Origin of the sequence: Sodalis glossinidius str. 'morsitans' (genome assembly GCF_000010085.1) — a bacterium.
Taxonomy (GTDB): domain Bacteria; phylum Pseudomonadota; class Gammaproteobacteria; order Enterobacterales; family Enterobacteriaceae; genus Sodalis; species Sodalis glossinidius.
Genome location: NC_007712.1, coordinates 885,050 through 905,188, shown reverse-complemented (window position 1 = coordinate 905,188; position 20,139 = coordinate 885,050). Strand labels below are relative to the sequence as shown.

Annotated in this window: 12 protein-coding genes and 3 pseudogenes; 4 read left to right on the top strand and 11 right to left on the bottom strand. The window is 58.5% G+C overall.

The genetic code is table 11. The features are described from left to right. Window positions 1-179: 179 nt before the first annotated feature. Together SGP1_RS04615 and SGP1_RS26585 are read left to right on the top strand one after the other, a co-directional pair. Window positions 180-932 carry a M28 family peptidase gene (locus SGP1_RS04615; protein WP_011410492.1) on the top strand — a complete coding sequence of 251 codons (753 nt, stop codon included), beginning with the start codon at window positions 180-182 and terminating at the stop codon, window positions 930-932. Between the two features lie 29 nt (window positions 933-961). Continuing rightward, window positions 962-1,243: a hypothetical protein gene (locus SGP1_RS26585; RefSeq protein WP_041866636.1), complete on the top strand. Its 282-nt coding sequence runs from the start codon at window positions 962-964 to the stop codon at window positions 1,241-1,243. A gap of 143 nt (window positions 1,244-1,386) precedes the next feature. Here SGP1_RS26585 and SGP1_RS04605 read toward each other — a convergent pair whose 3' ends face one another. From SGP1_RS04605 to cysJ, 3 genes are read right to left on the bottom strand one after another with little or no spacing between them, the layout of a single operon-like run. After that, window positions 1,387-2,121, bottom strand: a complete 735-nt coding sequence (locus SGP1_RS04605; protein WP_011410491.1) for a phosphoadenylyl-sulfate reductase — start codon at window positions 2,119-2,121, stop codon at window positions 1,387-1,389. A gap of 14 nt (window positions 2,122-2,135) precedes the next feature. Beyond that, a complete protein-coding gene (gene cysI, locus SGP1_RS04600) occupies window positions 2,136-3,836 on the bottom strand; it encodes an assimilatory sulfite reductase (NADPH) hemoprotein subunit (RefSeq protein WP_011410490.1) in 1,701 nt (566 codons plus the stop codon). Then, window positions 3,836-5,647, bottom strand: a complete 1,812-nt coding sequence (cysJ, locus tag SGP1_RS04595; RefSeq protein WP_011410489.1) for an NADPH-dependent assimilatory sulfite reductase flavoprotein subunit — start codon at window positions 5,645-5,647, stop codon at window positions 3,836-3,838. The genes cysI and cysJ overlap by 1 nt, the downstream gene beginning before the upstream one ends. Before the next feature lie 343 nt (window positions 5,648-5,990). On the opposite strand from cysJ, the gene queD reads away from it, so the two are divergent. After that, a complete protein-coding gene (gene queD / locus SGP1_RS04590) occupies window positions 5,991-6,353 on the top strand; it encodes a 6-carboxytetrahydropterin synthase QueD (RefSeq protein ID WP_011410488.1) in 363 nt (120 codons plus the stop codon). A gap of 161 nt (window positions 6,354-6,514) precedes the next feature. Here the strand turns inward: queD and queE are convergent, their stop codons facing one another. The 6 genes and pseudogenes from queE to rlmD form a co-directional block, all read right to left on the bottom strand. After that, window positions 6,515-7,186 carry a 7-carboxy-7-deazaguanine synthase QueE gene (gene queE / locus SGP1_RS04585; protein WP_011410487.1) on the bottom strand — a complete coding sequence of 224 codons (672 nt, stop codon included), beginning with the start codon at window positions 7,184-7,186 and terminating at the stop codon, window positions 6,515-6,517. A gap of 176 nt (window positions 7,187-7,362) precedes the next feature. Beyond that, window positions 7,363-8,664 (bottom strand): phosphopyruvate hydratase, encoded by a 1,302-nt coding sequence (gene eno, locus SGP1_RS04580; protein WP_011410486.1) that lies wholly within the window; start codon window positions 8,662-8,664, stop codon window positions 7,363-7,365. Between the two features lie 79 nt (window positions 8,665-8,743). Then, entirely contained in the window at window positions 8,744-10,381 is a 1,638-nt protein-coding gene (gene pyrG / locus SGP1_RS04575; RefSeq protein ID WP_011410485.1) for a glutamine hydrolyzing CTP synthase, read from the bottom strand. A 375-nt stretch (window positions 10,382-10,756) separates the two neighbouring features. Continuing rightward, a complete protein-coding gene (gene mazG / locus SGP1_RS04570) occupies window positions 10,757-11,563 on the bottom strand; it encodes a nucleoside triphosphate pyrophosphohydrolase (protein WP_011410484.1) in 807 nt (268 codons plus the stop codon). Between the two features lie 18 nt (window positions 11,564-11,581). Continuing rightward, entirely contained in the window at window positions 11,582-13,816 is a 2,235-nt protein-coding gene (gene relA, locus SGP1_RS04565) for a GTP diphosphokinase (protein WP_011410483.1), read from the bottom strand. A gap of 9 nt (window positions 13,817-13,825) precedes the next feature. Beyond that, window positions 13,826-15,101, bottom strand: a pseudogene (gene rlmD, locus SGP1_RS04560) (23S rRNA (uracil(1939)-C(5))-methyltransferase RlmD). A gap of 60 nt (window positions 15,102-15,161) precedes the next feature. On the opposite strand from rlmD, the gene barA reads away from it, so the two are divergent. Beyond that, the gene (barA, locus tag SGP1_RS04555) at window positions 15,162-17,939 is read left to right on the top strand and encodes a two-component sensor histidine kinase BarA (protein ID WP_011410481.1); all 2,778 of its coding nucleotides are present in this window, start codon (window positions 15,162-15,164) and stop codon (window positions 17,937-17,939) included. A gap of 101 nt (window positions 17,940-18,040) precedes the next feature. Here barA and SGP1_RS04550 read toward each other — a convergent pair. Together SGP1_RS04550 and garR are read right to left on the bottom strand one after the other, a co-directional pair. After that, a pseudogene (locus SGP1_RS04550) lies at window positions 18,041-19,134 on the bottom strand (glycerate kinase). Between the two features lie 119 nt (window positions 19,135-19,253). Next, a pseudogene (gene garR, locus SGP1_RS04545) lies at window positions 19,254-20,070 on the bottom strand (2-hydroxy-3-oxopropionate reductase); the annotation flags it as partial. Between the last annotated feature and the right edge of the window lie 69 nt (window positions 20,071-20,139).

Here is a 20,139-nt window from a genome sequence, read left to right as displayed (position 1 = left end):
GTCGACCATTTATGGTATATGAAATTCTTAATTGGAATTTGATTTACCTTTATGGAATAACGACACCATTGACTTTCCAGCGAAACGGAATTGTTTTGCCGCCGTCGCCGCCCCATACTATAGCCGACAGTTGCGCGGCCGAATATTGAGGCCATTCCGGTAAACAAGGACTTTCCGTTATGCGTTACCCCGCTTGCCTGCGTATTGCGCTCTGGCTGTTCGTAAGCGCTGGACTGACGCAGGCCGCCCAGGCCGCTTCTCCTCTCTCTCCCGAACGCTACGCCCAAGAGCAAACCCGCGCTATCGCCACCTATTTTCCCGGGCGCATGGCGGGCAGTCCTACGGAGCTGCTGGCCGCCGAGCACCTGCAGCAACAATTTCGCGCGCTGGGCTATCAGAGCTATCTGCGCGCTTTCAATACCCGCTATCGCTATGGCGCGCCGGGCGAACGAGTGGACTGGCAGCGCATTACCGCCAGTTCTACTATCGCCGCCAAAGCCGGCCTGGCCGGGCAAGGGGAGATTCTGGTTATCGCCCACCTCGACACCTACCTGCCGCGCAACGATCGCGATCTGAACCACAACCTCGGGGGGTTGACGCTGCAGGGGGTGGACGACAATGCCGCCGGGATCGGTATCATGCTGGCGCTGGCGCGCGATCTGGGACGCCTGCCGCTGCGCTCCGGCGTGCGTTTCGTGGCGTTGAGCGCCGTCACGCCCGATTTGGCAGGCAGCCAGGACTACCTTGATCGCGTGTCGCCGCCGGAGAAACAGCAAACGCGGCTGGTGGTGGATCTACAGCAGCTCATCGCCTGCGAAAAGCTGCGCGTCGATTATCAGCTGCTGGCAGGCGCGAACGCGCTATTGCCGCAAATTAACGCCCTGCGCGCGCAGGCCCGCCGCGCCAGCATACCGCTGCTGATCCATCAGTAACTTCGCGCGGGCTGGCGTGCCCGTCACCATTGCTGCCGTTCGCCCGCGCCGAGCTACCGGTGCTGGATATCACTTCCGGCGTTGCCGGCGACAGTTGCCTGCAACGGAAAGTCAGCGCCTACATCCCGCAGGGCACGGTGTGTTACCAGAGCCAGCAGGATAACCTATTGTGGCTGGACCGCCACCTGCATGGTCAACTGGCACGGCGTACCCGCGATGGTCTGATCCTGCTGCGGCCGTTACTGCGCGAACCCACCGGCGCCCAGGTGAAGGCCACGGCGAAAACGAACCGCGCCAGCACGCAAACCTGAACAAGCCCCCGCTCCGCCGCGGACGGAGCTTAGAGGACCGTCCCGACTGAGGTAAATCCAAAATAGCGCCCTCCGGCGCCCACAACTGCACTCAAGGGGCATCCGCCCCGGGCTTTTCCCTCTCCCCCCAACGGGGCAGAATCTTAGCCTTCATGCAACCCGCATTCGCGTTTCAACCCGAAGAAGCGCGTCTCTTCTTCGCTCATGCCGGGCTCACACTTGCGCGTCGTGTGAGTGTCACCCACAGACAGGTAACCCTGTTCCCACAAGGGATGATAGCTGAGGCCGTGACGGGTAAGGTATTGGTATACCTGCCGATTATCCCAGTCGATAATGGGCAGCAGCTTGAAGACGCCGCGCTGAATCGCCAGCACCGGCAGGTGGGCGCGGCTGCCGGACTGCTCGCGCCGCAGACCCGCAAACCAGGTCCCCGCGCCCAGAGTCGCCAGCGCGCGATTCATCGGCTCCACCTTGTTGAGCTGGTTATAGCGTTCGATCCCCTCAACGCCCTGCTCCCACAGTTTGCCGTAGCGCGCTTCTTGCCAGGCCGGCGAGGTCGTGGCGCGAAAGATTTGCAGGTTCAGCCCCAGCGTCTCTGTCAGCTCATCGATAAAGCGATAGGTCTCCGGGAACAGATACCCGGTGTCGGTCAGAATAACCGGAATATCTGGACGCTGGCGCGTCACCAAACGCAGGCTGACCGCGGCCTGAATGCCAAAGCTCGATGACAGCACCGCCTGCTCCGGCAAATGTTCCAGCGCCCAGGCGACCCGCTGTTCAGCCGTCTGACTTTCCAACTGCTGGTTCACCGCCGCCAGCGCCGCCGTCTGCTGCGCTTTTTCCAGCGCATTCAATTCGCCGAGATCCCAATCGCTCATGCCATTCTCTCAGCTTAATCGTAAAAGTCGCGCGCCGAATCAACCACCGGGCGCACTATCCCGGCCCGCACCAGATAATCGCCGTAGGACTCCTGCGGCTGACGCTCACGCGCCCAGCGGCCCGCGGTGTCATCGATGATGCTCAGAATTTCGTCTTCGGTGATATTTTCCCGGTATATGCGCGGTATCCGGGTACCGATGCGATCGCCGCCCAAGTACAAGTTATAGCGGCCGATGGCTTTACCCACCAGCCCGATTTCCGCCAGCATCGCGCGGCCGCACCCGTTAGAGCAGCCGGTCACGCGCAGGATAATCTCGTCCTCCGCCAGCCCATGTCCCGACATGATGGTTTCCACATTGCTGACAAACTGCGGCAGGAAACGTTCCGCTTCAGCCATCGCCAGCGGACAGGTGGGAAACGCCACGCAGGCCATGGACGCTTTGCGTTGGGGGGTGGCATCATCGTTAATCAGCCCGTGCCGACGCGCCAGCGCCTCAATAGCCGCTTTGTCCTTCTTATCGACGCCGGCAATAATCAGGTTCTGATTGGCGGTCAGGCGGAAGTCTCCTTTGTGCCTGCGGGCAATTTCCGCCAGGCCGGTTTTCAGCGTGCGATCCGGATAATCGAGGATGCGGCCGTTTTCGATAAACAGCGTTAGGTGCCATTGGTTATCGATCCCCTTAACCCAGCCGAAGCGATCGCCGCGCTCGGTAAAGGCGTAGGGCCGGATAGGGGCAAACTGCACCCCCGCGCGCACCTCCACCTCTTCCCGAAACGCGCCGACGCCTTCGCTCTCCAGGGTGTACTTGGTCTTGGCGTTCTTGCGGTTGGAGCGGTTACCCCAATCACGCTGCGTGGTGACCACCGCTTCAGCGATTTTCAGCGTGTCGTCCAAAGCGATGAAACCGAATTCGCTGGCCTTGCGCGGATAGGTGCTCTTATCGCCGTGGGTCATCGCCAGGCCGCCGCCCACCAGCACGTTAAACCCGACCAATTGGCCGTTATCGCTGATGGCAACAAAATTGAGATCGTTGGCATGCAGATCCACGTCATTGAGCGGCGGCACCACCACCGTGGTTTTAAATTTACGCGGCAAATAGGTCGGCCCCAGGATCGGCTCTTGATCGGTGGTTTCGGTCTTTTCGCCGTCCAGCCAGATTTCCGCATAGGCGCGGGTTTTCGGCAGCAGATGTTCGGAGATTTTTTTCGCCCATTCCCAGGCCTGTCGGTGCAGCACCGATTCCACCGGATTGGAGGTGCACAGGACATTGCGGTTGACGTCGCCGGCGGTGGCGATAGAGTCCAGCCCCAAACAGTGCAACAATTGATGCATCCCTTTCAGCTTCGGCTTCAGTACGCCGTGAAACTGGAAGGTTTGCCGGGTAGTCAGACGGATACTGCCGTAAAGGGTCTGCTCGGCGGCGAACGCGTCGATGCCCAGCCATTGTTGCGGTGTAATCACACCGCCCGGCAGGCGGCAGCGCAGCATCATGTTAATCAACGGCTCCAGCTTCTCCTCGGCGCGCTCAGCGCGCAGATCGCGATCGTCTTGCTGGTACATACCGTGAAAGCGGATCAGCTGAAAGTTATCGCCATTGAAGCCGCCGGTCAGCCCGTCCTGCAAATCTTGCGCGATGGTGCCACGCAGAAAACGGCTTTCGCCTTTTAACCGCTCATTGTCGGAAAATTTGGCTTTCGGTTGTTGTTCGCTCATCAATAGACATCCCGCTGATAACGGCGCTCAATGCGCAGCTCACTCAAATATTCGTCCGCCTGCTCAGGGTCCATGCAGCCATACTCGGCCACCACCGCCACCAGCGCCTGCTCGACATCACGGGCCATACGATTGGCGTCGCCGCAGACATAAATATGCGCACCCTGCTGGATCCAGCGCCACACTTCGGCGCCCTGCTCGCGCACTCTATCCTGCACATAGATCTTTTCCGCCTGATCCCGCGACCAGGCGAGACTGATTTTGGTCAGAAGCCTCTCTTTGACATAACGCTGCCATTCCACCTGATAAAGAAAATCATCGGTGAAATGGGGATTACCGAAAAACAGCCAGTTCTGGCCCGGGGCGCCGTCGGCTTCGCGCTGCTGCAAAAAAGCGCGGAAAGGCGCAATCCCGGTGCCCGGCCCTATCATGATGACCGGTGTATTGGGATCGCCCGGCAAGCGGAAATTATCGTTATGCTCGATAAACACCCGCAATTCATCATCTTCTCCCAACCGATCGGCCAGATAGCCGCTGGCGCCGCCGGTACGCGGCCGGCCATCGATCTCGTAACGCACCACGCCGACCGTGATATGCACTTCCTCGCCGACTTCCGCCTGCGACGACGCGATGGAATACAAACGCGGCGTCAGCGGCCGCAGCAGCGACAGCAACTGTTCGGCGCTCAGCTCGATGGGCGCGCGGCGCACCATGTCGACAATCGGCGTCGCAAGCGCGAACTGTTGTAATTGCGCTTTATCCGCCACCACGGCCAACAACGCCTCGTCCCGGGCGAAGGCGGCATAGCCTGCCACAATGGCCGGGGTGTTTTGCGTCAACTCGTAATGCTTTTGCAACGCCTCAGCAAGGGGCAGCGTCTGCCCGGCCACCGGGACCGGCTCATCACCCTTACCCTTGAGCCACAAAAGCGCCAGCAGTTCACAGATAAGCGCCGGATCGTTTTCATACCATACCCCCAGCGCGTCGCCAGGCTGATAACGCAGGCCAGAATCGGTCAGATCGATCTCCAAATGGCGCACATCTTTGAGCGACTGACGGCTGGTGATCTTCTGGCTCAGCGCCAAATGCGCGGTGAGCGGCGCCTCTTTGGTGTAAGGACTGGAATCCACCTCGTTAACGTTACCGCTGGCCGCCAGCTGCTGCTGCGCCGGGCTGGCGACGGCTACCCGGGACTTCAGCTGTTCAACGATGGCGGCACGCCAGGTCTCGGCCTGCGCCTGATAATCCACATCGGCATCCACGCGGTCATGCAGGCGCTGCGCCCCAAGCTCCGCGAGCCGGCTGTCGAAATCTTTGCCGGTTTTGGCAAAATGCTCATAAGAGCTGTCGCCGAGGCCGAAGACTGCGAATTGCGTCGACGGTAGTGCGGGCGCTTTCTTGGAAAATAAATACTTATATAATGCGACTGCCTCTTCCGGCGGATCGCCCTCCCCTTGAGTGGAGGTGATTATCAGCAGCAATTTTTCCTGCGCGATCTGCTTGAATTTGTAGTCACCCGCGTTAATCAGCACCACATCAAGCCGGGCGGCGATAAGATCATCGCGCAGTTGCTCCGCCAACCGGCGTGCGTTACCGGTCTGGGAGGCGCTAATTAGCGTAATGGGTGCCGCTGCGGCGGCACTTTGCGACGGCGGCGGCACGGCGGGCTTCCCTTCCGCCACCCGCCCCCAGAAATAACCCGAAATCCAAGCCAGCTGCAGGGGAGATAAATCACCAGTCGCTGTCTGTAAGCGATCCAGCTGCTCCTCGCTTAGCGGCAGCACTGTCGTAGGGGGGGCCTGTTTCGTCATGGGGGTAGGCAGTTCCTTGTGCCGGCACGCCGGGCCGGGCCATAAAGATCATTAGAGTTTGTAATGTTAATCACTCGCCGGTCCACAATAAAGGATGCGATGTGAATAATAAATAACTAAACATCATAAGGTATAAATAAGCTTAAACTTACCGGAATTATCGATAGAACAGGTCCGCCGAATGCGCGTACACTTTACACTGTGAAGGCGCCGGCGCGATCGATGCGGGCTGGCCACCAGGTTAACCGCATTTTTCGCACCCGGGGTTGCCGGCGGCGCCAGACATGGCATCATAGCGCGCTAACCGTTATCATGCAGTTAATGTAGTTGAAGAGAAGCGACAGTGATTACCACGTTATATAAAGATTTTACCTTTGAATCCGCCCACCGTTTGCCGCATGTCCCCGCGGGGCACAAGTGTGGCCGGCTGCATGGCCACTCTTTCCTGGTACGCCTGGAAGTAACCGGCGAAGTGGATCCCCATACCGGCTGGATCATGGATTTCGCCGAATTGAAAGCCGCCTTCCAGCCGATCCTAGATCGATTGGACCACTATTATATTAATGAAATCCCCGGCTTGGAAAATCCCACCAGCGAAGTGCTGGCGCAATGGATTTGGCAACAGCTCAAACCGCAGTTGCCGCTGCTGAGCGCCGTTACCCTGAAAGAAACCTGCACCGCGGGTTGCGTTTACCGCGGCCAATAGCGCGCGCTACGTCAGCCACCCGCCACGTCCATCACGCCGGACGTCTGCGGGCATTTCTGCGAAGCGGAGAGGGTTGGGACGGTATAGGGTCCAGATTTTAGCTACGCGCGCGCTGTTACACCCTAAGCGTCTGACCGGATAAATGACGTGGCGGGCAGCTATCAGGAGATATTGAGATATTTGTGAGTTTGCATCGACAAGCGCCAATTGCGGGCGATACAGGTTTCGATACACAAGCGGGTGGCCGCCTCTTTCTGGCTGATGGGCTGCAGCGCGATTACCCGCTGCTTGGTATCGTGCAGGGTCGCCAATAGCGCGTCCAGCTCGTCAATATCGCTCTGTCGCGCCGCCGGGTGCTTGATTTCATCGCTGCGGCCCAGCGCCTGCGCCAGTACCGGCAGCCCGCCCCGCATGTTGATCTTCGGCGATACCGTCACCCAGGTTTGCGGCGTGCAATGTATCTCCTGGGTTCCGCTGGTTTCAATCTGGCAGCTAAACCCCTGCTGCTCCAGCGTATGAGTCAGCGGCATCAGATCATGCAGGCAAGGCTCGCCGCCGGTTATCACCACGTGGCGGGCGGTCCAGCCTTGCTTTACCATCAGCGCGATGATCTCTTCTGCCGTTATGCTGGCCCAGCGGCTGCTGTCGGCGGTTTTTAACGGGATCTCCCCCGCCGTCACCCTCTCGGCCTCGTCCTGTTGCCAGGTGTGTTTGGTATCGCACCAACTACAGCCCACCGGGCAACCTTGCAAGCGGATAAATATCGCCGGTACGCCGGTAAAATAGCCTTCGCCCTGGAGTGTCTGAAAAATTTCATTAAGCGGGTACTGCATAGCTTTCTCATAATGACGGCTGCGGATAAGACTGTATTGTCTACCCGCCGGAAATCGCCAGCCGGTTTAGGCATGGGCCGCAGCGATGGATAAAAAAAGCCCGCCGAAGCGGGCCTGACTGCTTTCAGACGCTGCTCAGGGGCCCAAGGGCCGCAGAGCAGGACTGAGTGCCAGCGTTACGCCTGGCCTTTCACTTCACGCAGACCGTTGAACGGCGCGCGGTCGCCCAGCGCTTCTTCGATACGAATCAGCTGGTTGTATTTCGCCACGCGATCGGAACGGCTCATGGAACCGGTCTTAATCTGGCCAGCCGCGGTGCCTACCGCCAGGTCGGCGATGGTAGCGTCTTCGGTTTCGCCGGAGCGGTGGGAAATGATGGTGGTATAGCCCGCATCTTTAGCCATCTTGATAGCCGCCAGCGTTTCGGTCAGCGAACCGATCTGGTTGAATTTTATGAGGATTGAGTTGGCAATGCCTTTCTCGATACCTTCTTTCAGGATCTTGGTATTGGTGACGAACAGATCGTCGCCCACCAACTGGATTTTGTCGCCCAGTACTTTGGTCTGGTAAGCGAAACCGTCCCAGTCAGATTCGTTCAGGCCATCTTCAATGGACACGATCGGATACTGTTTGGTCAGATCTTCCAGGTAATGGGTGAATTCCTGGGAGGTGAAGGTCTTGCCTTCGCCTTTCAGGTTGTAGTTACCGGTGGCTTCTCCAAAGAATTCAGAGGCCGCGCAGTCCATAGCCAGGGTGATGTCTTTACCCAGCATATAACCGGCTTTCTCGACCGCTTCCTTGATAGCGGCCAGCGCCGCGGCATTGGATTCCAAGTTCGGCGCATAGCCGCCCTCATCGCCCACGGCAGTGTTCATGCCTTTGCTTTTCAGCACTTTCGCAAGGTTATGGAATACTTCGGAACCCATACGGACCGCTTCTTTGATGCTTTTCGCGCCGACCGGCTGGATCATGAATTCCTGAATGTCGACGTTGTTGTCGGCGTGTTCACCGCCGTTGATGATGTTCATCATCGGCAGGGGCATGGAGAATTTACCCGCCGTACCGTTCAGCTCCGCAATATGCTCATACAGCGGCATGCCTTTGGAGGCAGAGGCCGCTTTGGCGGCGGCCAGGGACACTGCCAGAATGGCGTTGGCTCCGAATTTGGATTTGTTTTCAGTGCCGTCCAGGTCGATCATGGTTTTATCCAGCGCGGCCTGATCTTTGGCGTCTTTACAGGTCAGGGCCTGAGCGATAGGACCGTTCACCGCGTCAACCGCTTTGGTGACGCCTTTGCCCAGAAAACGGGATTTGTCGCCGTCACGCAGCTCCAGCGCTTCGCGCGAGCCGGTTGAGGCGCCCGACGGCGCGGCAGCCAGACCAACGAAACCACCCTCCAGATGTACTTCTGCTTCTACGGTCGGATTCCCGCGAGAGTCGATGATTTCACGGCCAATGACTTTTACAATTTTGGACATTCGTATTTCCTAAGTACAAGTTAAAACATAATTCCTGACGGGCTGCCGGCGCCGCTCGCGCTCTGGCCGCTCCCTGTTTTTATTTCTGCGCCCGTTTTTGATACTCGCCCGCGGCTTTAACTAAGCCTGCGAATAACGGATGACCATCGCGCGGCGTTGAGGTGAACTCCGGGTGGAACTGGCTAGCAACAAACCACGGATGATCCGGGTATTCGATGATTTCTACCAGCTTATGATCTCCCGACCAGCCAGCAACGCGCAGGCCGGCGGACTCGAGATGTTTCAACAGCATGTTGTTGACTTCATAGCGATGACGGTGGCGTTCCAAAATGGTGGCCTCGCCGTACAGCGACCGCGCCAGGCTATCGTCCGCCAAATGGCAGAGCTGGCTGCCGAGGCGCATGGTGCCGCCCAGATGGCTCTGCTCGCTGCGCATTTCTACATTGCCGTCTTCATCACGCCATTCGGTGATAAGCGCCACCACCGGATATTTACAGTCTGGCACAAATTCGGTGGAGTTGGCATCCTGCATCCCCGCCACGTGGCGGGCGAATTCGATTAACGCCACCTGCATCCCCAGACAAATACCCAAATAGGGGATATTCTGCTCACGCGCGTACTGCGCGGTCAGGATTTTACCCTCCACGCCGCGATAGCCGAAGCCGCCGGGGATCAGGATAGCGTCCAAATCTTTCAGTATTTCGACGCCGCGGGTTTCGACATCCTGGGAATCGATCAGACGAATATTCACCGTCAGACGATTTTTCAGGCCGGCGTGTTTCAGGGCCTCGATTACCGACTTGTAGGCGTCTGGTAAGGCAATGTATTTGCCGACCATGCCGATAGTCACTTCGCCGACCGGATTCGCCTGCTGGTAAATCACCTGCTCCCACTCAGACAGATCTGCTTCGGGACAGTTCAAGCCGAATCGTTTACAAATATAATCGTCCAGCCCCTGTGATTTCAATAGCGCCGGAATTTTATAAATCGAATCAACGTCTTTAAGCGAAATCACCGCCTTTTCCGGCACGTTGCAGAATAAAGCAATTTTCGCCCGTTCGTTGTTGGGCACCGAACGATCGGAGCGGCAAATCAGCACGTCGGGCTGAATGCCAATGGAGAGCAGCTCTTTCACCGAGTGCTGGGTCGGTTTGGTTTTCACCTCCCCGGACGCCGCCATGTACGGCACCAGGGTTAAATGCATGTAGAGGGTATGCTCGCGCCCGACTTCTACCGCCATCTGGCGGATGGCTTCCAAAAACGGCAGCGATTCGATATCCCCGACGGTACCGCCGATTTCCACCAGCACCACATCATGGTCCTCTCCGCCTTCTATAATGCGTTCCTTGATGGCGTTGGTTATATGAGGAATGACCTGAATGGTGGCGCCCAGATAGTCGCCGCGGCGCTCTTTGCGCAACACGTCGGAGTAAATGCGACCGGTGGTGAAGTTATTGCGGCGCGACATTTTGGTACGAATGAAGCGCTCATAATGCCCCAAGTCCAGATCCGTTTCGGCGCCGTCTTCGGTCACAAAAACCTCGCCGTGCTGGATAGGGCTCATGGTACCCGGATCCACATTGATATAGGGGTCCAGCTTCATGATGGTAACGTTAAGGCCCCGGGCTTCGAGAATAGCAGCCAGGGAGGCTGCGGCAATGCCTTTACCCAAGGAGGAGACGACCCCGCCGGTTACAAAAATATAGTTTGTTGTCATGCTGAACCTGAGAAATTAGGTGTAAAGACGGAATAACCAAGACGGGAAAACAGTATACCTGAAGCCACATTGCGCCACAAATATTCGTTTTGGTTCACAGCGCACGCCTGTTGGCCTTCCGTAAAGGCAGGCGCGCCGCAGCAAGGTTAAAATACAGCTAAAAATCAATAATATAGAACAAAATTTACTTTTAATCGCACTACTCGCGCCCTTGGCGTAAACGCCTTATCTGACGCCTGAGCATCTTCGGCTGACGCGGCCTCGCCTCGTACACCGGCGGCGCACCGGGCCGTTGCGCTCTTTCCCGGCGCTTTACCTGCCGTCTGCGCGCCTCTCTTGGCCGCGGCCCCATCCCTCAGCCGACAACGTAGCGCGCTACTGTGCCTTCTCCCGGCGCTTCACCTGTTGCCAGGCGTCCTCCATTTGCTGCAGGCTGGCCTGCCTCAGGTCAAGTCCCTGCGCGCCGATAATCGCCTCCACCTGGCGGAAGCGGCGCTCGAATTTGCGGTTAGCCTGCTGCAAAGCGATTTCCGCCGTCTGGCCCAGATGGCGCGATAAATTCACAGTGGCGAACAGCAGATCCCCCACCTCCTCCGCCAGCTTGTCCGGATCGACCTCCGGCTGCCGCGCCTCATGCATCACTTCGTCGATCTCTTCGTACACTTTCGCCAACACCGGCACTAATGTCGACCAGTCGAAGCCCACCGCCGCACAGCTCTGCTGGATTTTTTGCGCTTTCATCAGCGCCGGCAGCGCGGCGGGAATATCATCCAGCGGCGACAGGCGGGACTTTTCCGCCCGCTCCTGCGCTTTCAGCCGTTCCCACTGCTCGCGATGGTTCGTCGGCGCGACCGGCGCATCGCCGAACAGGTGCGGATGCCGGCGCTCAAGTTTGTCGCTGATGGCATCGCAGACCGCGGCAAAATCAAATCGCCCTTCCTCACGCGCCAACTCGGCGTAAAACACCACCTGAAACAGCAGATCGCCCAGTTCGGCGCGCAGGTCACCATAGTCGCGGCGCGCGATAGCATCGAGCACCTCATAGGTTTCTTCCAGGGTGCAGGGTGCAATGGAATCCAGGGTTTGGCTTTTGTCCCAGGGACAACCCGTTTGGGGATCGCGCAAACGGGTCATAATGGCCAACAGCCGATGCAGCGCCGTGGCGGCATGTGGTTCAGACATAAAACGCCCTTTGACGCGTCAATTTCCGTGCAGCCGGCGCGCGTTAATGACGTCCGGCAGTTGGTTAAGTTTCGACAACACCCGTCCCAGCACCTGCTGGTTATAGATTTCGATATCCATATCGATGGTGGCCAGCTGTTTTTTCACATCGCTGCGGCTGGCCACGCCCAGCACGTTGACCTTTTCGTTGGCCAGAATGGTGGTGATATCGCGCAGCAAGCCGCTGCGATCGTTGGCGGTCACTCTCACCACCAGCGAATAGCCGCTGGAGTAGCTCTCGCCCCACACCGCGTCAACGATGCGCTCCGGCGCATTGGCTTGCAACTCCGCCAGCTGTTCGCAATCGGCGCGGTGAATGGAGATGCCGCGCCCCTGGGTGATGAAGCCGGTGATATCGTCCCCCGGGATCGGCTGGCAGCAGCGGGCGATATGGTGCATCAGGTTGCCTACGCCCTCCACGACCACCCGCCCGTTGTCGCGGTTGCGCGGCACCGGCGGGGTTTTCTGCGTCAGCTGGCGCAGCGCCTGTTTGTCTTCCTCTTCGGCGCTGGGCTTGTTCAGCTTGCTCTGCAGGTAATTGACCATCTGATTGATGCGCACGTCGCCGCCGCCGATGGACGCCAGCAGTTCATCGAGCGTATTGACGTTGTAACGCGGCAGCAGCATTTTTTCCACCTCGCGCACGCTGATGCCCAGATGTTCCAGTTCGTCTTCCAGCAGTTGACGCCCGGCGACAATGTTCTTATCCCGATCCTGCTTGCGGAACCAGTTATGGATCTTGGATCGCCCGCGGCTGGTGGTGACGTAACCCAAATTAGGATTTAGCCAGTCGCGGCTCGGGTTCGGGTGTTTCTGGGTGATGATTTCGACCTGATCGCCCATGCGCAACTGATAGGTAAACGGCACGATGCGGCCGCTGATTTTAGCACCGATACAGCGGTGGCCAACGTCGCTGTGGATATGGTAGGCGAAATCCAGCGGCGTGGATCCGGTCGGCAGGTCCACCACGTCTCCTTTAGGCGTAAATACATACACGCGATCGTCGAACACCTGACTACGCACTTCGTCGAGCATTTCGCCGGAGTCCGCCATCTCTTCCTGCCAGGCCAGCAGCTTGCGCAGCCAGGCGATACGCTGTTCGTAGCCGGAGCGACCGCCGGTAAGGGCAGTGCCGCCCTCTTTATACTTCCAGTGCGCGGCCACGCCCAGCTCGGCATCTTCATGCATCTGGCGAGTACGAATCTGGATTTCCAGCGTTTTGCCGCGCGGGCCCAGCACCACGGTATGGATTGACTGGTAGCCGTTGGGTTTCGGGTTGGCGACGTAATCGTCGAACTCGTCCGGCAAGTGGCGAAAGTGCGTATGCACAATGCCGAGCGCGGCATAGCAATCCTGCAGACGCTCGACCACGACCCGCACCGCGCGCACATCGAACAATTCGTCGAATTCCAGCGTCTTTTTCTGCATTTTTCGCCAGATGCTGTAGATGTGTTTCGGCCGGCCGTAAATATCGGCCTTCAGCCCTTCTTCCTGCATGGCCTTGCGCAGGGAGGCGACAAAATCCTCAATATACTGTTCGCGGTCAATTCGCCGCTCATGCAGCAGCTTGGCGATACGCTTGTATTCATCGGGATGCAAATAACGGAAACAGAAATCCTCCAGCTCCCATTTCAACTGACCAATGCCGAGACGATTGGCGAGCGGCGCATAGATATTGGTACTTTCTTTCGCCGCCAGCACCCGTTCGTCTTCCGGCGCATCCTTCAGTTCGCGCAGATGGGCGATACGTTCGGCGAGCTTGATGACCACACAGCGGAAATCCTCGACGATCGCCAGCAGCATGCGACGCACGTTATCCACTTGCTCCGGCGCCATCGAATCGTTATGGGTTGCCTTCAACTGGCGGATGGCGTCCATATCGCGCACGCCGTGCACCAGTTCGACGATGCTCTTGCCGAATTCCGCCTCCAGCACCGTCTCTTCCACCACACCGGCATCGGCCAGCGGGAACAATAGCGCCGCGCACAGGCTGTCGTTGTCCATGCTGAGCATGGACAAGATTTCCACCATTTCGATGCCGCGCCACAACAGCAGGGGGGCATCCGGATGGTCCTTGCACCGCTGCTCGCAATAGCGCCAGGTGTCGGCCAGCCATTCACTTGATTGCGGATTGGCGATGCCCAGACTGGCCACCCAGTCATCCACGGCAAATTCGCCCGCCGGATTCAAATGTGCACTTCTTACCGCAACCATACCCACTCCCTATCTTGCAGAGATGCCGGAACGCTTGATAAATAACGCCATCGATTCAAGATGGCCGCTATGCGGAAACATATCCAGCATCGCCAGGCGTGCCAGGGTGTAGCCTGCCGCCAATAAAATTTTGCTATCCCGCGCAAGCGTCGCCGGATTGCAAGAAACATAGACAATGCGCTGCGGCGCCCACGCCGCCAACAGAGGCATCACGCCGGCCGCACCCGCTCTGGCCGGATCGAGCAATATCTTATCAAATCCGCCGGCGGCCCACGGCTGCCGCATCACATCCTGCTCAAGATTTTCGTGAAAAAAAGTCACGTTACTTAGTGAATTTACTCTGCTCATTATATTGCCTATTAGCTACTAACGCCGCAACCCCTTCCACGCCGGTGACTTGCCCGCTTGAACGTGCCAGCGGCAGAGTGAAATTGCCCATGCCGCAAAACAGATCTAGTACCCGATCGCCGGAGGTCGGCGCCAGCCAGTCCAGCGCCTAGGCCACCATTTGCCGGTTGACCTCGTCATTGATCTGAATGAAGTCGCGCGGGCTGAAACGCAACGTCAATGCCGCTATCCGGTAAAAAGGAGGCTCGCCGCGCAAACAGTCCAGCAGCCGGCGGCGGTCCTCTTCCCCCAGCGGCTGCAGGTGGCGCACCACCACCAGCGGACCGTTATCCGCCGCCGCCAGTTCAACATGCCCCAGATGCGCCACGGCCCGCAACCCTTCCAGACAGGCGCGCAAGGGCGCGATAAGTTGCTCAAGCTCCGGCCGCAAAATCGGGCAGGCGTGAATATCTACTAATTCACTCGACTTTGCCTGTCGATAACCCATGCTCAGATGACAGCCTTTCGGGCGATAGACCAGCCCCAGGCGCGTACGCCGCCGGTAACAATAGGCGCTGGAACCGATTTGCGCCACATCTGGCACCGCGCCTGGCTGTTCGCGCGCAATAAAGCTGAGCCAGCACCGCGGCCTTGGTACGCTGCTGCAGCGACTGGCTGATATGCTGCTGACAGCCGCCGCACACGCCATAATGCGGACAGCGGGGCGTGACCCGCTCAGGGGGTCGTTCAGACGGCGGATAACTTCGCCGCGGCTGTATTGGCGCTTATCCTCGGTCAGACGCACTTCGACCTGCTCGCCCGGCAACAGTCCGGGGATAAACATCACCTTGCCCCGGTGGCGAGCCAACCCCTGGCCGAACGCATCCATTTGGTCACAAGAGACCGTGACCCTCTCGCGGGTAGCCACGCGGCGGTTTGCAGAGTAGAATTGTGCCATAGATTGCCGGAAACGCCTTTGCGAAATGAGCCTGACGCTATTCTCCCATATTGGACCGTTATGACCAAATACAGCTTGCGTGCGCGAATGATGATACTGATCCTGGCTCCGACGCTTTTCATTGGCTTACTGCTCAGCGCGTTTTTTGTCGTCCACCGCTACAACGAACTCCAACATCAGTTGGTCGACGCCGGCGCCAGTATTATCGAGCCGCTGGCGCTGTACAGCGAATACGGCATGACGTTTCACAATAGCGAATCAGTACGCCACCTGGTCAATTTGCTGCATCGCCACCACTCTGATATTGTGCGGTCCATCTCGCTGTTCGATGCTAACAATACGCTGTTCGTTACCTCCAATTATCAACAAAATATGGCGCGGCTGAAGTTGCCGGACGGCGCGCCGATGCCCGAAGGATTGACCCTGCTACGCACCGGCTCATCGCTCATCATGCGTACCCCCATCGTGCGCGAGGACAGTCTGCCTGACGGCGAGCACGCTTATGGCGCGGCCAGCGGCGCCATAAAACCGCTTGGTTATATCACCATCGAACTGGATATGGACGCGGTACGGCTGCAACAATATAAAGAGGCATTCGTTTCCACGCTGCTACTGCTTCTGTGTCTTTGCTGCACCGGGTTGTTCGCCTACCGTATGATGCGCGATGTTACCGGCCCTATCCGCAACATGGTCAACACCGTCGACCGTATCCGCCGCGGCCAATTGGACAGCCGGGTGGAAGGCTACATGCTCGGCGAGCTGGACATGCTGAAAAACGGCATTAACGCCATGGCGATGTCCATTAGCGCCTACCACGAAGAGTTGCAGCAAAATATCGATCAGGCCACGTCGGATTTGCGCGAAACCCTGGAGCAAATGGAAATCCAGAACGTCGAACTGGATCTGGCGAAAAAACGTGCTCAGGAGGCAGTGCGCATCAAATCAAAGTTCCTGGCGAATATGTCTCACGAGCTGCGCACGCCGCTGAATGGCGTCATCGGCTTCACTCGTCAGACGTTGAAAACACCGCTCTCCCCTACCCAGCGCGATTATCTGCAAACCATTGAGCGCTCGGGTAATCACTTGCTCAGCATCATTAACGATGTACTGGATTTCTCCAAACTGGAAGCCGGCAAACTGATGCTGGAAACGATCCCCTTCGCGCTACGCGCCATTCTCGATGAGGTGGTGATCCTACTGGCTCATACCGCCCATGAAAAGGGGCTGGAGCTGATCTTACAGGTGCAGCGCGAGGTGCCGGAATATGTCATCGGCGATCCGCTGCGGCTGCAACAGGTGATGACCAACCTTATCGGCAACGCTATTAAATTTACCGAGCAGGGGCATATCATCATTCGCGTCAGCTGCCAGGGCCACGAGCGGGAGCGCGTGGAAATCAACGTACAAATCCGCGATACCGGCATCGGTATTCCTGAGCGCCAGCAATCGCAGCTGTTCCAAGCTTTCCGTCAGGCCGATGCCAGTATTGCCCGCCGGCACGGCGGTACCGGTCTGGGGCTGGTGATTACGCAAAAACTGGTGCACGAAATGGGCGGGGAGATCACTTTCCGCAGCCGCACCGGACGAGGATCCACCTTTTGGTTCCATATTCCGTTGCAGATCAACTGTCACGCCTGGGTCGATCCGCACCGCTACGACGCCCTGATGCATAAGCGTCTCGCGCTTATCGAGACCAATAGCGCCTCGGCCCAGGCCACCCTCGAACTGCTGGCGGATACGCCCCTTGAGGTCAGCCATTACCCGGACCTGGACGCGCTGGGGGATGCGCAGGTGGATATTCTGCTTCTCGGTAAACCGGTCACCGCGACACTATCGCTGCCGGAAATGCGCTATGAGCTGTTGCAGGCCAGCGGCCATGCCCGTTGTATTATCCTGGCGCTGCCGGGCTCCTGGATGGTAGAGGCAGAGCTGCTGAAACAAATGGGCGCGGACGCCTGTCTGACCAAACCGGTATCCGGCCAGCGCCTGCTTCCCTTGTTGCAATCGCCCCCCTCACCGCGGCCAAGCAGCGAGCCCGAGGCCGGCACGCCCTGCCTGCCGCTGACCGTAATGGCGGTGGATGATAATCCCGCCAATCTCAAGCTTATCGGCGCGTTGCTGCAAGAGCAGGTGGAGCAGACCCTCTTGTGTAACAGCGCCGCCGAGGCTGTTGCCTACGCCCGTAAAAAACCGCTAGATATTATCTTGATGGATATCCAAATGCCGGAAATCGACGGTCTGCGCGCCGCGGAGCTGATTCGCCAGTTGCCGCTGCATGCCCATACGCCGATTGTGGCGGTCACCGCCCATACCATTAGCGACGAACGCCAGCGGCTGCTGGATGCCGGCATGGTGGATTGTCTGGCCAAACCTATCGATGAAGCGATGCTGCGCCGATTGTTGTCGCGTTACGGTATTCACGACCCTGCGTCGCCTGCGGCGCCGCGTGAGGGACCAAGCGACGTCCGCCCGCCGCCGCTGCCTTCCGGCAATCAAGATGTATCGCTTGATTGGCAGCTGGCGCTGCGCCAGGCGGCGGATAAGCCGGATCTGGCACGGGAGATGCTGGGTATGCTGCTCGAATTTCTGCCCGAGATCAAACAGCGTGTAGAAGCGGTGGCGAGCGGCGCGCACGACGAGCATATCGGCAGCCTGATCCATAAACTGCACGGCAGTTGCAGCTATAGCGGCGTGCCGCGGCTGCGGCGTTTGTGCGCCAATATTGAGCAACAGCTGCGCAGCGGCTTCGAGGTCGCGGCATTGGAGCCGAAGTGGCTGGAAATGCTTGATGAGATTGAGAATGTCCGCATCGCCGCCCGTGCCTGGCTGAGCGGCTAGCGTGGGATAAGCGTGCAAACCTGCCGTGTTTGGACGAACGACGAGCGGGTGCCCGTGGCTGATGCGGCGCGCGAGCGCAGGGCGAGTGTTAGCCAGTGCCGTTAGCGTAGCGTCTGACCGAGCTTCACCGGCGCCGCAATATTGCGCGCCGTCATACGCACATTTTCGCCGGCGTTTTCCAGCGCCTGCTCCAGAGTACAAATGCTATAAAGCACGCTAAATACCGCGTCCAGCCCGTGTTGATGCACGACGCCCAATCAGCGGTCAAACTCCCGGCGATGCCGATAACCGGCTTCTGGTGCCGTTTCGCCACCCGCGCTACGCCGATCGGCACCTTACCCTGTAGCGTCTGGCTGTCGATGCGGCCTTCACCGGTTATCACCAGCGACGCATCTTTCACCAACTACTCCAGCCCCAGCACCTCGGTGACAATTTCAATACCCTGACGCAACTCGGCGCCGGAGACCCGATCGACATCCTAGTCAAGATCGCGCTTAATGATATCGGCGTAATGCTTCAACGCCACATCCAATTCGCGGATCATTGCCGGCGTTGCCCCCTTTTGCGGGCCGAAGATCGCCGAAGCGCCCTCGTCACCGGTCAGCGGATTGCTGACGTCGCAGGCGACTTCAAACCGACAATCGCGAATACGCGCATCCAGACCGCTAATATCAATGCGGGCCAATTTGGCCAACTGGCTGCCGCCAAAGCCGATAGCCTCGCCGTTGCCATCCAGCAAACAGACGCCAAGCGCCTGCATCATGCCGGCGCCGCCGTCGTTGGTGGCGCTGCCGCGATACCGATGATGCAGTGCTTGATGCCGTGGTCCAGCGCGCAGCGGATTAATTCACCGGTACCGAAAGAGGTGGTCAGCAGCGGATTGTGATCGTCGCTGCGCACCAGCTCCAGCCCGCTGGCGGCGGCCATTTCAATAAACGCGCTGGCGCGATCGCCGGACAAACCGAAGAACGCTTCCACCTGCTTACCGAGCGGGCCTGTGACCCTGCACGCGGATAATTTCGCCGCCGGTGGCCGCCACCATGGCCTCCACGGTGCCCTCGCCGCCGTCCGCCACCGGTAACTTGACGTAATCGGCGTCGGGAAACACCTCACGAAATCCTTTTTCGATCTGCGTCGCGACTTCCAACGCCGATAAACTCTCTTTGTATGAATCCGGAGCGATGACTATTTTCATAAACTACCCGCTACGCCTGTTGAGAGCTGAAGCCGACGACGTCGGCATTCCGCCGGGTGAAAGAGCGCCCGGCCGGCGCTCGAGGCCGTTACTGCCGCTTTACGACAAAATGGGCCAGTCTTTACATAATAGAAGGCCAGTGCGCTATGGTATGCGGTACCCAAATCGTCTTGTTTCAGCGCCTGCATCATTTCCATGACCACGGCGGTCAGCGGCAGCTGCGCGCCCACGCCGTGGGAGGTATCGAAGACATTGGCCAAATCCTTGATATGCAGATCGATACGGAAACCGGGTTTGAAATTGCGATCCAGCACCATCGGCGCTTTCGCGTCCAATACGGTGCTGCCGGCCAGGCCGGCCGCCGTGGATGGCTTGATAAACCATTTACGGATCCATAACGGCTTTAGTGGCGAGTACCATGGCTTCCGACATGGCGGCAATGTTCAACGCCACAATCACCTGATTCGCCAGTTTGGTAACGTTGCCGGCACCGATGTCGCCGGTGTGCACCACGGAGCCGGCCATCGACTTAAGCAGCGCGGCATGGCGCTCGAAAATCCCTTTATCGCCGCTTACCGGCACGTCCAGCATCTGAATTTGCTTTGCCGCCAGCGCCGCGGCGATTTCACGACTGGCCAGCGGCGCGATGGAACTCATATCAATGACCACGCTGCCGGCTTTGGCCCCTTCAATTACGCCGTTCTCGCCCAAAACGACCTCTTTGACATGGGGAGAATTGGGCAGCATGGTGATGATAACCTCGCACTGCTCAGCCAAGGTTTTCGGCGACGAGGCCCGTTCGGCGCCGGCGGCGACCACCTCTTCAACCGCTTCAGTGTTGCGATCCAGCACGACCAATGCATAACCCGCTTTAAGCAGATTTTTACTCATTGGTTTTCCCATGATCATCCCCAGGCCAATAAATCCAATCTTCATCGTGACATCCTCTTGATTCGTGTAATTTACGCCAGCCGGCGTTTGGCTTTTCGCATTTTGCGTTCAGCA

Coding starts and splice junctions, on each gene's coding strand:
- barA (WP_011410481.1), top strand. CDS start 15,162: ATGACCAAATACAGCTTGCGTGCGCGAATGATGATACTGATCCTGGCT.
- relA (WP_011410483.1), bottom strand. CDS start 13,816: ATGGTTGCGGTAAGAAGTGCACATTTGAATCCGGCGGGCGAATTTGCC.
- eno (WP_011410486.1), bottom strand. CDS start 8,664: ATGTCCAAAATTGTAAAAGTCATTGGCCGTGAAATCATCGACTCTCGC.
- pyrG (WP_011410485.1), bottom strand. CDS start 10,381: ATGACAACAAACTATATTTTTGTAACCGGCGGGGTCGTCTCCTCCTTG.
- SGP1_RS04615 (WP_011410492.1), top strand. CDS start 180: ATGCGTTACCCCGCTTGCCTGCGTATTGCGCTCTGGCTGTTCGTAAGC.
- queE (WP_011410487.1), bottom strand. CDS start 7,186: ATGCAGTACCCGCTTAATGAAATTTTTCAGACACTCCAGGGCGAAGGC.
- mazG (WP_011410484.1), bottom strand. CDS start 11,563: ATGTCTGAACCACATGCCGCCACGGCGCTGCATCGGCTGTTGGCCATT.
- SGP1_RS04605 (WP_011410491.1), bottom strand. CDS start 2,121: ATGAGCGATTGGGATCTCGGCGAATTGAATGCGCTGGAAAAAGCGCAG.
- cysI (WP_011410490.1), bottom strand. CDS start 3,836: ATGAGCGAACAACAACCGAAAGCCAAATTTTCCGACAATGAGCGGTTA.
- cysJ (WP_011410489.1), bottom strand. CDS start 5,647: ATGACGAAACAGGCCCCCCCTACGACAGTGCTGCCGCTAAGCGAGGAG.